Source organism: Lentibacter sp. XHP0401, from assembly GCF_025751535.1.
Lineage (GTDB): Bacteria > Pseudomonadota > Alphaproteobacteria > Rhodobacterales > Rhodobacteraceae > Lentibacter.
In genome coordinates this window covers 40,033-53,209 of sequence record NZ_JAOWLC010000004.1, presented here as the reverse complement: position 1 = coordinate 53,209, position 13,177 = coordinate 40,033, and the positions used below count along the sequence as shown (strand labels likewise).

At 55.7% G+C, this 13,177-nt stretch carries 13 protein-coding genes and 1 riboswitch; of the genes, 6 read left to right on the top strand and 7 right to left on the bottom strand.

Annotation, left to right across the window (positions count from 1 at the left end; translation table 11 throughout):
- Positions 1 to 934: 934 nt before the first annotated feature.
- Positions 935 to 1,336, bottom strand: a complete 402-nt coding sequence (locus OE750_RS06575; RefSeq protein WP_263762737.1) for a hypothetical protein — start codon at positions 1,334 to 1,336, stop codon at positions 935 to 937.
- A gap of 282 nt (positions 1,337 to 1,618) precedes the next feature.
- Between OE750_RS06575 and OE750_RS06570 the strand changes: the two genes are divergently transcribed.
- Positions 1,619 to 2,581 (top strand): hypothetical protein, encoded by a 963-nt coding sequence (locus OE750_RS06570; protein ID WP_263762735.1) that lies wholly within the window; start codon positions 1,619 to 1,621, stop codon positions 2,579 to 2,581.
- A 381-nt stretch (positions 2,582 to 2,962) separates the two neighbouring features.
- Here the strand turns inward: OE750_RS06570 and OE750_RS06565 are convergent, their stop codons facing one another.
- The 6 genes from OE750_RS06565 to OE750_RS06540 form a co-directional block, all read right to left on the bottom strand.
- Positions 2,963 to 3,727, bottom strand: coding sequence for a 3-oxoacyl-ACP reductase (locus OE750_RS06565; protein WP_263762733.1), 765 nt, complete (start codon positions 3,725 to 3,727; stop codon positions 2,963 to 2,965).
- The gene (gene thiD, locus OE750_RS06560) at positions 3,724 to 4,533 is read right to left on the bottom strand and encodes a bifunctional hydroxymethylpyrimidine kinase/phosphomethylpyrimidine kinase (RefSeq protein ID WP_263762731.1); all 810 of its coding nucleotides are present in this window, start codon (positions 4,531 to 4,533) and stop codon (positions 3,724 to 3,726) included. The genes OE750_RS06565 and thiD overlap by 4 nt, the downstream gene beginning before the upstream one ends.
- Entirely contained in the window at positions 4,530 to 5,180 is a 651-nt protein-coding gene (thiE, locus tag OE750_RS06555; RefSeq protein ID WP_263762729.1) for a thiamine phosphate synthase, read from the bottom strand. Before thiE ends, thiD begins: the two co-directional genes overlap by 4 nt.
- Positions 5,177 to 5,953, bottom strand: coding sequence for a hydroxyethylthiazole kinase (thiM, locus tag OE750_RS06550; RefSeq protein WP_263762727.1), 777 nt, complete (start codon positions 5,951 to 5,953; stop codon positions 5,177 to 5,179). Before thiM ends, thiE begins: the two co-directional genes overlap by 4 nt.
- Positions 5,954 to 6,000: 47 nt before the next feature.
- Positions 6,001 to 6,089, bottom strand: a riboswitch (TPP riboswitch).
- A gap of 279 nt (positions 6,090 to 6,368) precedes the next feature.
- On the bottom strand, positions 6,369 to 7,748 hold the full coding sequence (locus OE750_RS06545; protein WP_263762725.1) for a PepSY-associated TM helix domain-containing protein: 1,380 nt from the start codon (positions 7,746 to 7,748) through the stop codon (positions 6,369 to 6,371).
- Positions 7,749 to 8,002: 254 nt separating this feature from the next.
- Complete coding sequence (locus OE750_RS06540) at positions 8,003 to 8,350, bottom strand: hypothetical protein (protein ID WP_263762723.1); 348 nt, start codon at positions 8,348 to 8,350, stop codon at positions 8,003 to 8,005.
- 440 nt (positions 8,351 to 8,790) lie between these two features.
- Between OE750_RS06540 and cysG the strand changes: the two genes are divergently transcribed.
- Genes cysG through OE750_RS06515 form a run of 5 tightly spaced genes read left to right on the top strand, consistent with a single transcriptional unit; the run spans position 8,791 to position 13,176 of the window.
- Entirely contained in the window at positions 8,791 to 10,176 is a 1,386-nt protein-coding gene (gene cysG / locus OE750_RS06535) for a siroheme synthase CysG (RefSeq protein WP_263762720.1), read from the top strand.
- Entirely contained in the window at positions 10,173 to 10,484 is a 312-nt protein-coding gene (locus tag OE750_RS06530; protein ID WP_263762719.1) for a DUF2849 domain-containing protein, read from the top strand. The genes cysG and OE750_RS06530 overlap by 4 nt, the downstream gene beginning before the upstream one ends.
- A complete protein-coding gene (locus OE750_RS06525) occupies positions 10,471 to 12,138 on the top strand; it encodes a nitrite/sulfite reductase (protein ID WP_263762717.1) in 1,668 nt (555 codons plus the stop codon). Before OE750_RS06530 ends, OE750_RS06525 begins: the two co-directional genes overlap by 14 nt.
- Positions 12,125 to 12,847, top strand: coding sequence for a phosphoadenylyl-sulfate reductase (locus tag OE750_RS06520; RefSeq protein WP_263762715.1), 723 nt, complete (start codon positions 12,125 to 12,127; stop codon positions 12,845 to 12,847). The genes OE750_RS06525 and OE750_RS06520 overlap by 14 nt, the downstream gene beginning before the upstream one ends.
- Positions 12,844 to 13,176, top strand: coding sequence for a DUF934 domain-containing protein (locus tag OE750_RS06515; protein WP_263762712.1), 333 nt, complete (start codon positions 12,844 to 12,846; stop codon positions 13,174 to 13,176). Before OE750_RS06520 ends, OE750_RS06515 begins: the two co-directional genes overlap by 4 nt.
- Position 13,177: the final 1 nt, after the last annotated feature.

Sequence of the window (13,177 nt, the reverse complement as noted above, 5' to 3'; positions counted from 1 at the left end):
GTTTCGGACGTACTTCAGGCCGATTTGCATTTCACATTTAAGTTGGTTTCTGGAGATCATTATGTGGCATATCGCCTTCTCAATGCTATTTTGCCTGATCACCGCTGCGCGCCCAGCGGCAGCTGAATGGACCGTTGAAAAGCTTCGAGATGCACGGATCGAAGCGCTGGAGAGTCAGGAAGCCGCAGCAAAAGATGCGCTGCAAATCACGTTTTCAAAATACCGTTCGATGCTCGACGATCTCCTCTCACCGCAGCGGGCAGATGATTTTCACCCAGAACATACTCCGGAGGTTGCCGCATTAGCCTCGGATTGCAAGCAGCAAGACTGGGACGCCTGCCATACCCTAGCGGGTATGCTCGATGCAGGACGTGCCACGTTTCGCGACCGACCACTTGCGCAGGGGATATATTGGCTTGGGTGCCATGCCAAACACGGGCCGTCTTGTGTCAGGCTCTTTGAAACGCCTGCGCGCGAAACAGATCAACCATTTACCGGAATTTCGCCGGCAAAGTCCTTTTATACGGAGGCTTGCATGTCCGGGGACGCGAAGGCGTGCCGCGCTTTGGCTGCTAATTACCGACACGCATTCACGACGGACTACCCTGGGCTTTATCCACGCGATCCTGATTTGGCAGAGGCCATGGCCGACCTCGCCTGCCAGTTCGATCCGGACCACGCGTCCTGTCCCGCTCAACCGGAGCCATCAGATGAAGATGTTCGCCACAGGCAGCTTGTAGCGGGGTGCGCCGCAGCCAACTCTACGCAGTGCAGCAAACTCGCCGATGCGCTAAGCGCGGAACGCAAGCCCGATCAAGCCTTTGAAGTTCGGACAAAAGCCTGTGATCTGGGTGATCTATGGTCGTGTCACATTGCGGCTGATAATCTTTTGCATGGTACGACGGTAGCACCCGATGCAGAGAGTGCCCTCGGGTTAATGGCGCAAAGCTGTGATGATCACGCTTACGGCTGCGGCCGGCTGGCTCAGGTTTATTTGGCACGCGGCGCGGTCGACATGGCGCGGCCACTTTTCCATGCCATATGCCAGGACCAGGGCGGCAGGCCAGATGAGATTGCTTGGGCCTGCACGCAAATCATTGAAATGGGCGCAGACATCTTGTCGCCCGAGATCGAAACCAAGGTCGCGCTTGAATTGCGAGAACATGTTCACCAAACGCGTGTCGGGTGTCAGAACGGTGATGCAAGTGCCTGTCGGGCTCTCGCAATCACGGCTCAGGGTTACCGCGATGCGCCGCTTTTCATGCACTCTTACAAAGCTCTGATGCAGCGCGCCTGCGATCTTGGCCACCTTGGTTCTTGTAGCGAAATCACGCATGCGATTTATGAGCCGAACAGCAATCATCCCCATGATAGAGGCTGTGCTGCAGGTTTTCCGGAAGCCTGTACCAGAGCCCTTGCGCAGGACCTTACATTGGCACCGGAAATGCGCATGAACGGTCTGCAAGACTTGTGTGCCCGTGGAAATGGCCCTGCCTGCAGTAGGCGGGGGTTGGCTTTGCAACGCATAGATGATCTTTTGCTCGCCCCTCGGGGGACATGGGGGCCGGTGCGGGACCACGACGCTGCGTTGGCCTCTTATCAAGCGGGTTGCAACCTCATGGACGGGCCCAGTTGTGCATGGCTCGCTCTTTTGCGGGATCCGGCTGTAAGCGACAGGGATACCGCACATCTCAAGACAACGGCGCAAGAAGCGCAATCCCTTTATCTAAAAGCTTGTGAATTCGGCTACGGTTGGGGTTGCACCAAGCTTGCATATGATGAAATGTACATGAAATCTGCGACAGAGACTAATTTTGATCGAACTCTTGAACTCGCATTGATCGGGTGCCGGGATGGTCAAAATTGCGTTGAGTTTTTCCAGGCACGGCTCAAACGCGATCATGCGCAGCTTGTTGCAGACCACGGCACTGTGCCCGCTGCGCTGATGGAGCGCTATGATATGGTGACCCCCTCTTGGCATGGCCCCGTCCGTCGTTTGCGCCGCAGCTGTGCGCGCGATGTCACCGCCGACTGTATTGCACTGGGCGCGCTGTTCGACGCAGCGGGTCAGGGCGACAACAGCAAAATGCGGTATCAGACCCCGTATCCAGAGATCAGTCAGGCGCTTTACTTGCACGCCTGCGACCTGAAAGATGGAGATGGCTGCGCTGTGTTGGGGGAGAGGCTGAAAGATGGTTTGATCCGAAATCCCGAGCGCGCATTGACTTACGCCAAACGCGGATGTGATTTGGGATCATCCAAAGCGTGTTTTCTGGCGGCAAGTTTTTATGAGGTCTATTCCGAGTATCCAGACCGCGCGTTGGCGTATTTCTATACTCAAAAAGCCTGCTTGGGCGATCGCAGTCTGCAGTGTCAAATCATGCATAAACCGGGTGACGATGCACGCGCAGCCAAGATGGAAAGAAGAGTTCTTGGTTGCGTCCATGGGGAGGCCACAACCTGTTTTTTAATCGCTGAGAACCGTTTTAAAAATTCTCCGGAGATGCGGCACGACCTGCATCAGATCGGATGCCATCTAGGCGAAACTAGGTCGTGCGATGCGTTGAAACGGATACCATAATTGGCACTTCGCGCTCTGACTAACTGCAACTTTGCCTACAATTATGGTCATCAGAGGTTCTTGGTTACTGCACAAAAAACAAGGTTCTCTGCCGAGCAATCTGCATTGCTGCACCTAGTGCAAGTTTGGTGACTAGTTTGGGCCGTTCTCGCCGTGGTGAATGCCAACTTTCAGCAACTTGCCGCGGTTGGTGGGGTGCGCAGCATCCGTTACATTGAGCTCACACCGCCATTCACTGCCAGCGCCACCAACGGCTGCTTAGGGCCGTGAGCAGCCCCCTCCTCAGGGGCAGGTTGCGAACCTTCGCTATGGTGGGCGTGAACTTCCGCTTTGCGGATGCATCGGTCATTCGAAAACAATTGGAATGACCGATTTCGCTCCTTACCCGAACACCAATCCACCGTCGACAATCAGGTTCTGGCCAGTGACAGCGCGCGCCCATGGGCTCGCAAAAAACACGACGGCATCAGCCACCTCCTCAGGAGTTGCCACCGCGCGCAACGGTGTGACCCCTGCGATATAGTCAAAGACATCTGCCGGAGTTGCTGCGCTTGCGTCTGTTGTGCGCAACAGGCCGCCAGAAACCATGTTAACAGTAATGCCCTTTGGTCCAAGCTCTGCGGCTGCTGTTCTGGTGAGGGAAAGCAATGCGGCTTTTGCGGAGGTGTAATCGTGATACGGGACCACAGGGTTCTGGAACAGGTTCGTCCCTATCGTGACAACCCGCCCAAATTGCGCTTCAGCCATCGCGGGTGCTGTTGCCTGAATGGCATTAAGAGCGCCAAGCACCGCCGTGTTGTGTTGATCCAACATATCTGCAGCTGACAGACTGTCGATACTCGCTCGCGCATCGCCATTGAAGCTAAAATCGGCTAAGGCGTTGTGAACGACTGTCGTAATAGGTCCTGCCCACTCTACCGTTTGCGCGACCAGTTGCGCCATTGCGTCGACATCCCGAACATCCGCTTGTAGCGCGATGGTACGCTCTCCCAGCGCTGCGGCCAGATTTTTGGCGGCGTCCTTGCTGTTGCGGTAATTGATGACGACCCGCGCCCCTTCGCGTGCAAAGGCGGATGCAATGGCCGCCCCAAGCCCGCGGCCAGCGCCAGTGACAAGAACGGTTTGGTCTTTTAATGGTTTGCTCATAAGTGATCCTTCCATAGCTCATAAAAGTGATTTACTGGCCCATGACCGCTTCCGACGGTCAATTGGCCTGAGGTTGAAATTGCCCTAGTGACATAGGCTTTGGCCGCGTGGACGGCGTCCTTAGGAGATTTGCCCTTGGCAAGTTGTGCGGTAAGGGCGGCAGACAGGGTGCAGCCGGTGCCATGGGTGTTTCGGGTTTCTGTGCGGCGGCCTTCAAGCCAATGCAGCGTCTCGCCATCGCACAGCACATCGGGGCTTTCCTCACCGCTCAGATGCCCGCCTTTGACAAGTACGGCATGTGGACCAAGCTGCGTTAGCGCGTGTGCCTGCCTAGCCATGTCATCGCGACACCGGGCTTCCGGTTCATGCAAAAGCCGCGCGGCCTCGGGAAGATTGGGGGTCAGAAATGTCGCTTGTGGCAACAGGGCGCTCCGCAATGCGGTAATCGCCTCGTCTTGCAACAATGCAGCCCCGCCTTTGGCTACCATTACAGGGTCAAGCACAACAGGAATGCCGCGGTAAACCTCAAGCGTCTGCGCAACAGCCGTCGCGATATCGGCCGTTGCGATCATGCCAACCTTGACTGCGTCTACACGCACATCAGCAAAGACAGCTGCAATTTGCGCTTTGACAAAATCATGCGGCACCAGTTCTACCCCTGTAACCCCTTGGGTGTTTTGAGCAGTAAGTGCAGTCAAAGCAGCCATGCCGTATACGCCATTGGCCGCAAATGTTTTGAGGTCGGCCTGAATCCCTGCCCCGCCAGAAGGGTCGGACCCCGCTATCGTCAGAACATTTCGGATCATGACTGTGCTCCCGTTTTTTGAGGGAAGGCGCAACACAACAACCGCGCCGCCGCCTCAGGGTCGGGCTGGCCACAGATGGCGGAAACGACGGCCATGCCATCGCATCCCGACGCGATCACAGCTGCCGCGTGCTCTGCCTTCAGCCCCCCGATCGCCACGGTAGGTAACGTGGTGAGCCGAACCATGTTGGCCAGACCAGCCAGGCCAATGGTTGGCTTGTGATCCGCCTTTGTCGCGGTGGGGAAGACCGTGCCAAGCCCGATATAGGTAACGACATTCGGGTCTGCCGCGCACACCTGGTCGGGTGTTTCACATGACAATCCGATGATTTTATCGGGCCCCAGTAGAGCGCGCGCTTTGGTGGCGTTAATGTCGCTCTGTCCGATATGGACGCCGTCAGCTCCAGCGGCAATGGCTGCGTCCAGATCATCATTAATCACCAAGGGCACGTTGCTGCCCTCAAGTGCAGAATGCACTGCGCGGGCTGTTTCGATCCGCGTTTGCGTAGACGCGTCTTTGTCGCGCAGCTGAACAAACGTGACACCGCCACGAACGGCAGCGACGACAGTGTCAAGCAAGGTTGTCGGCGAGCACAGTATAGGGTCGGTGACCAAATACAGCCGCAGTTTTGCTGGATCTGGTTTCATGACAGGCGTCCTTCATCCAAATCCCCAGCCTGCAGGCTGCGCAACTGGTCAAGAAACGCCACGCTGAAGCTGCCGGGCCCTAGCGCGTTTTTGCCGGCACGTTCGCCGGCCTCTGCAAAGTGGGTGAAGGCCGCCACAGCAGCATCAAAGCGTGGAGCGATTGCAGCATAGGCCCCTACGAGAGCCGTTAACGAGCATCCAAGAGCCGTCACCAGGGGCATAAATTCCGAGCCCCCACGAATGTGTGTGCTGCGGGTCCCATCCGTGATAAAGTCTTCTACGCCCGACACCGCGACGACACACCCTTGGCTGACTGCCAGTGCGTGAGCGGCGGCTTGCGCATCTGTAACGCTGTCCCCACTGTCCGCACCTTTGCCTCCCCCTTTACCACCTGAAAGCGCTATTATTTCCGACGCATTGCCTCGGACAATATCGGGACTTAAGGCCAACAATTTTTGTGCGACGCAAGCACGATAAGGCGTTGCAAAATGGGCTACCGGATCAAGAACCCACGGAATGTTTGCGCGTTGTGCCGTTCTCGCAGCAACCTTCATGCTGTCCGCCCAGGGCGCAGACAAGGTCCCGATGTTGATTGTCAGCGCCCCCGAGATGGGCACAAAATCCGCCACCTCTTCTGCAGCATGAAGCATCGCAGGTGATGCGCCCGCGGCGAGTGTGACATTTGCCGCAATGTTCATAGCAACATAATTGGTGATGCAGTGAACAAGCGGGGTGTGCTCGCGCAGAGCTTGCAGGGAAACATTTGGATCCATCGGGCCTTTCCTTCTGAAAATAGACAGAAAGAAGCCACACATACCCACAAGCTGTGATCCTGCCTCCCTCCGCCAGCATTATCTGGTTCAGGTTCAAAGGGTACATCTCAGCCTTGCGGCGCCCCTGACGAAGACGACGCTACAGTTCACCTGAAGGGAGTTCAATCACCAAAATTAAGTAGAAACGAAGTATCGAAAACAGACCTCTGCTATCGACATAGCCTCTGTTGACTCGGGAACAACGAGACTTCCATTTTTGACGTACGGTAAAGTCTTTTGCTTCGCTCAGGTCATCAAAGGCGGAAACCGGATGTTCACGACTCTTACTCGGCTGATGTGTCAACACGGTGAAACCATCATTTGTAGAGCAAATTTCGCATAGGCCACCCAGTGCAGTACCGGGTAGCCCTTAGTATCAGGAAGCCTGCAATTTGCGCGCTCCTATCAGGTAGATCAGGCCTTCAATGACCGCCAAGACGATCAAAGTCAGGCCAACCAACGGAAAGAAAACCCCCGCGACGATGGCAAGAAACAGCACTGTGCGTGGGATACGCCAGTCTGTCGGAAATTGCGGTGTGCCTATGGCGCCAGCAGGACGGCGTTTCCACCACATTGCTCCAGCGGCGACGGACATGACCATCATGGCTACGCAGACTAGAAGCAACACGATCTGGTTCACCAGCCCCCATGCCTGTCCCATATGGATCGAAATACCCCATTCCGCAGCCCAACCGAGTGCGCCGAGATCATTCAGGCCAGCATCATAGAGAACTTCTATGGTATATTGATCGAGATGGATCACCCGCTCTTGGGTGATATCATCGGGATACACCGAAGCGGAGAAGACGCCTGTCTCTCCCGATGGCATGTTCAAGGCATAGCCCGGCGCGATGCCCAGACCTTCGACCGTGGCGACGACTTGATCTAGCCCAGCAGGAACGCCCGAAGCTGCCCCCGAAACCGGCATAGGTTGCTGTTCCATAATCCAAGGTGTGCGGTCCAATGCCTCTCCAGTCATCACGGTGGACTGTGGCTTATTCGTCCAGTAACCATCGGGCATCCCGAGACCAAGGGCATATGCACTATCGTAGAAATACCCTCCCCAGACCGACGACCACGGCAAACCGGTCATCGCAAGGAACACGATGAACGCGGCGGAGTAGATACCTGTCACCGCGTGCATATCACGCCACCAAGGGCGACCCTTGGTGGCTTTGATCGTGGCTGTGCCGACTTTCTTGCCCCGCGGCCACCACAGGTAAATGCCGGTCACGGTCAGCAACACCATCCAGCCTGCAACAGCTTCGATGATCCGGTTACCGACCCAGCCGACATATTCGAGCGAGTGCAACTTGCGCACAACATACATCGCGGGCGTGCCTGATGCTCCCGCATCCCAGAGGCTGCCCAACACATCGCCGGTGTAGGGGTTGACGAAGATAGAATTCTTCAGCCCATCCTCACCAAGTATTTTAACTTCCGCCGTGCGATTAGGCATCGGGGCTGGCTGATATGCTTTCAACTCACCAGGATAGGCAGTCAGAGCATTTGCGATGATTTGCGAGGCCGCGAGCGGCGCGGTGTCGGTTTGCGCGACAATACGCAGATCGCGATAAACTGTGTTGTTGATTTCATCTTTGAACAGATAAATGCCTCCTGTGATGGCGATGGTGAAGATGAAGGGCAAAATCAAAAGTCCAGCGATGAAATGCCAGCGCCAGACTGCGCGGTAAAGTGCTGAGGAACCCGCTTGTCTACCCGACGGATTACCTGAAAGATTGGTTGCGCCAGTCATAGTGAGCCCCCCAATATGGTGGTTGTTTTGACGGTCAGTGCTGAGCCATGCGGCGCCCATGGACTGACCCTCGTGGTGGCTTCGGCGCGCCGCGCCTTCTGCTTGAAAGCCGTATGCTCGGAAACGGCATCGGCGAGATGAAATAGGTTCATTGGTTTCTCCATAGGAATGCGCACGCGAACGCACCGCTGTCTGCGCTTTCAGGCGGCCGATAAGCCGCAAATCTGTTCAGATAGCTCCGTCTCGAGCCATGATCAGACGAGGTCGGGGGGTGCTCTTGGAGATCGGGCATGATCCCGCGCCTGTGCCGCGCGGTAAATGTCAGTGGCAAGCTTCCACGCCATTGTGAATAGCAGTCGCGCTTCAAGCCCGGCCGGAGAAGGGATCTGCGCTTCAGTCAGCAGGTGACAATATGGACAGCGATGGTCGCGAGCGGGGAAATCTCCACAGATATCGTCAAGGCTCAAGCCCAGTTGGGTAAGCTGTGCAAAAGCCACATCGTTTCGATCCGGCGCCATCATAACTGCAGACGTGACGCTGGCAACCGCGAGCAGCAGCACCACGAAATAGACTCTCAAATGGCGACATATCAAGCCGTTCATAAGCCTTTTCATAAATCGGTTTTGCATTGAACGCACAACTGTTTTTAGATGGCCGGTTTTTACCGCGCCATAGGGAAACGCCCGCTTTGATATCTGAAATCGGTTTCGCCGATATTATGCTGGAAGGCAGCTGGTTCACACCGAATGTGTGTTCAGATTCTCCAAAATTATACACCTATAAAAATGTCAAACCTTAACTTTCTTTGATGATTCCTGACAGATCGAGAGCCCTTTAACTTCCAGCAACGCGACAGGCTACAGTCGGCGTTCTTCATACCCTATGAGATCGAGAAGGTGCGCAGCCAAAAAGCAACCAATTTGGGACAACCTTTTAGTACGGGCGCATTTAGAGGATAAATTTCCTTATTGAAGCGAGGCTCTAGCCAATTGTCGGGAAAATCGTCCACAATGAGACCTGTTCAAGATGGCGGGCGCAGGCAATGAAATACTTTCCGATCTTCATTAAATTAGATCAAAATCGAGTCGTCGTCTCTGGTGGCGGTGAAACGGCGGTTGCCAAGCTACGGCTACTGTTGAAATCATCAACTCAGATCGAGGTATATAGCGACACCCCAAGCCAAGTTGTTGAGGACTGGGCTACAAAAGGGCTGCTGACTCTAAATCGGCGCGCACTGACGAGCAGCGATGTTGCGGGCGCTACGCTTTTTTATGCCGCCGACGAAGACCCCAAAGAAGCCGCGCGCACAGCCGCCATCGCACGCTCGGAAGGCGTTATCGTAAATGTTGTAGACAATCTCGAGGCCAGTGATTTCATCACACCCGCAATTGTCGACCGTGACCCCGTCACCATTGCAATCGGAACCGAAGGTGCAGCCCCCGTTTTGGCTCGCGCAATCAAAGCCAAAATTGAGGAACAGTTGCCACCATCGCTCGGCATGCTGGCAAGGATAGGAAAGCACTTCAGAACACAAGCTGCGAAGCTACCTCAAGGCTTAGCGCAACGGAAATTCTGGGCTGACTACTACTTCAAACATGGCCCAAAGCTGTTAAACGCGCAGCCGGAAGCCGCAGAAGCGGCACTGGATGGCTTGCTTAAGCAACACCTGAATAACGCCCCTGCTGCGGGCCATGTTTCATTCGTAGGTGCTGGGCCCGGTGATCCTGAGTTGCTCACTCTCAAGGCGCGCAACGAGCTTCACGAAGCGGATGTTGTCATTTATGATCGTCTCGTATCAGCGCCGATCCTTGAGCTATGCCGTCGCGAAGCCTTGATGATCGCTGTGGGCAAAGAAGGCTTTGGCCGATCAACCTCGCAAGAAGACATCAATGCCTTGCTAGTTGAGCACGCACGGCGTGGCGCGCAGGTAGTGCGCTTAAAAGGGGGGGATCCTACGGTTTTCGGACGGCTTGATGAGGAAATTGACGCTCTGGAGCCGGTCGGCATCTCGTGGCACATCGTGCCTGGAATAACCGCTGCCTCAGCCAGTGTTGCTGCAATCGGGCAAAGCCTAACAAAACGCGGCCGCAACCAAACTGTTCGCTACCTGACAGCACATGACATGCAAGGGTTTGCCGAGCATGACTGGCGTAGCTTGGCGCGTGAAGGGGAAGTCACAGCCGTCTACATGGGCAAGCGCGCAGCGCGGTTTATACAGGGGCGCATGCTGATGCACGGTGCGCACCCTGCCACGTCTATCAGCATCGTTGAGAACACCTCGCGCCCTGATCAACGTATCCTTTCCACCAAACTCGGACAGTTGGAGGCTGATCTAACTAAAGCGCAGCTGTCTGGCCCAGCCCTCGTCTTTCTCGGGCTGGCGCCTCGAATGGCCCAAGAACAACTACAACAGGAAATAGCCCTATGAGCTTGCAAGTTATCACCGCCAATGCGCTTCTTGAGGGCGACGTTGTTTATCTCTCCGCTGAGGGAAACTGGTCACTGAACCTTCGCGAAGCAATGGTATTTTCCGAGCCCAAAGCGGCTCAAGCAGCCCTGGCCACTGCCGAAGCACGTAGCGATGAGGTTGTCAGCGTCTATTTGGCGGGCGTCACACTCAAAGATGGAGTTCCACGTCCCAAACACTTCCGCGAGGCCTTCCGCCAAAGTGGCCCATCCAACAAGTTTCACGGCAAGCAGGCCGATTTATCGGAGCAGAGCGATGTATCACTATAACGAATTTGACAAAACCTTCCTCGTTCACCGCAACGCTCAGTTTCGCGCACAGGTTGCGCGGCGAGTGTCTGGTGAACTCACTGAAGACGAGTTCAAACCCCTCCGCCTGATGAACGGCGTCTATCTGCAGCTGCACGCTTATATGCTGCGCGTCGCCATCCCCTACGGCACACTCAACAGCGCACAAATGCGCCAACTTGCCTATCTTTCCGAGCGGTGGGACAAGGGCTATGGCCACTTCACCACGCGCCAGAACATCCAGTACAACTGGCCCAAGTTGAACGAAATTCCTGATATGCTTGACGCTTTGGGCGAGGTTGGGCTGCACGCAATCCAGACGTCAGGGAACACCATCCGCAACGTCACAGCTGACCACTTCGCAGGTGCCGCCGCAGACGAGCTGGCCGACCCCCGCCCCGTTGCGGAACTGATCCGCCAATGGAGCACAGACCACCCCGAGTTTCAGTTTATGCCGCGTAAATTCAAAATCGCGATCACCGGCTCCCCGAATGACCGCGCCGTGACACGTGCGCATGACATCGGGCTGCGTATGGTTTCGCAAAACGGCGAGATTGGCTTTGAAGTCCTCGTCGGAGGCGGCCTTGGCCGCACACCGATGATCGGTAAAGTCATCACACCGTTCCTGCCGCAGGCTGACTTACTGCCTTATCTGGAGGCCATTGTCTCGGTCTGGAACCAGATCGGGCGACGCGACAACAAATATAAAGCGCGTATCAAGATTACGGTTCACGAACATGGTATCGACGAAATTCGCCGCCTCGTTGACGCGCGGTTTGCTGAAGTCCGCCCCACCTTCTCGGGCGTTGATCAAGCCTTGCTTGCAGACATTGCGGCGCAGTTTGCACGGCCCGAGCTTCGTAAGGGAAGCACAGAAGCCTACGACGCTGCCCGCGCATCTGACCCCTTGTTTCGCGCATGGTCCGATACCAACTTGTCGGCGCATGCACAGCCTGACCACGCTATCGTAACAGTCTCTCTCAAGGCGCATGGTGGAACACCGGGGGATGCGAGCGCCACGCAGATGCGCCTCTTGGCCGACTTAGCCGAGCGTTACGGATACAACGAGCTCCGCATCAGCCACGAGCAAAACGTGATCCTGCCACACGTGCATAAGGCCGATTTGCCCGCACTGCACCAACTGCTTAAACAGCATGGTTTGGCCACGGCAAACATTGGCCTGATCTCGGACATCATAGCTTGCCCCGGAATGGACTATTGTGCTCTGGCAACGGCCCGCTCTATCCCTGTGGCTCAACAAATCGCGAAGCGATTTGACGCCCTCAAACTCGAACACGACATTGGGCCGCTCAAGCTCAAGATCTCGGGTTGCATCAACGCCTGCGGACATCACCATGTTGGCCATATCGGTATCCTCGGGCTCGATCGTGCTGGCGTTGAGAACTATCAGATCACGCTGGGCGGCGATCATACGCAAGAAGCATCCTTGGGCACACGCACAGGGCCGGGCTTTGCCTATGACGAGATCGTTCCCGCAATCGAGCGCCTGCTGATGGCCTATCTCGACATGCGTGAGAGCCGCGAAGAGACATTCCTTGAAGCCTACCGCCGCCTCGGCCTCGCGCCGTTCAAGGCAGCACTTTACCAAGAGACCCAAGCCCATGCTGCAGAGTAACATTTCCGATCGCGTCTCACTTTTGAACACGCGCTTTGCCGAAACGCAGGCCTTTGAGCTTTTGCAATCCGCATTGGTGGACAGCCAGTTTGGCAAAATCGCTTTGGTTTCAAGCTTTGGAGCCGAAGCTGCAGTGCTTTTGCATATGGTCTCGGAAATCAACCGCGAAACGCCAGTGCTCTTTATCGACACCGAATTGCTGTTTGAAGAAACGCTTCAATATCAACGCGAGTTGAGTGAAGCCTTGGGTTTGAGCAACGTACATGTATTGCGAGCAAGCGAAGCAGAGGTGAGCGCAGCCGATCCGAACGGAACGCTGCACCAAACCAAACCTGACGCCTGCTGTGCTCTGCGCAAGACCGCTCCTTTGTTGAAAGGGCTAACTGGCTTAAACGCATGGATCAGCGGACGAAAACGCTATCAAGGCGGCAAGCGCGAGCAACTTCCTCTTTTCGAGGCTGAGGGCGGAACAGGTCGCATCAAGCTCAATCCGCTCGCAAACTGGACAGGCGCAGACACGACCGCCTACATCGCGTCAAATGAACTACCGCCACATCCGCTCGTTGCCCGTGGCTACGCATCGCTCGGCTGTGCGCCTTGCACCGTGCCTGCAAAGGGCCGTGAAGGCCGTTGGCCGGGTCAAAGCAAAACCGAGTGCGGCATCCATTTTGATAACGGACAAGTTACAAAGCCAGGAGCAAGTGCATGAGCATTCTTATCAGAGATGACGGGTTCAAACCCGAAGATTGGCCGCATGGCTTTACGCAAAACCGCTGCGAGATCAACGGTGATAACGGTGCCGCTCTTGACCTTGCAGGTGATGCCGATTTATCGGAATTGCAACGGCACTTGAATAATATCGGCCTAATTCGAATAGAGTTCAAAAGCTTTTCGGATGGTCGCGGCTTTACCCTTGCGCGGCGTTTGCGACTCATGGGGTTCACGCGGCGTTTGCGCGCTCGTGGACCACTGCTGGCAGACCAATACGCAATGGGGCGTTGTCAGACAAATACGAACCAGCCTCAGCTACGGCAATAGC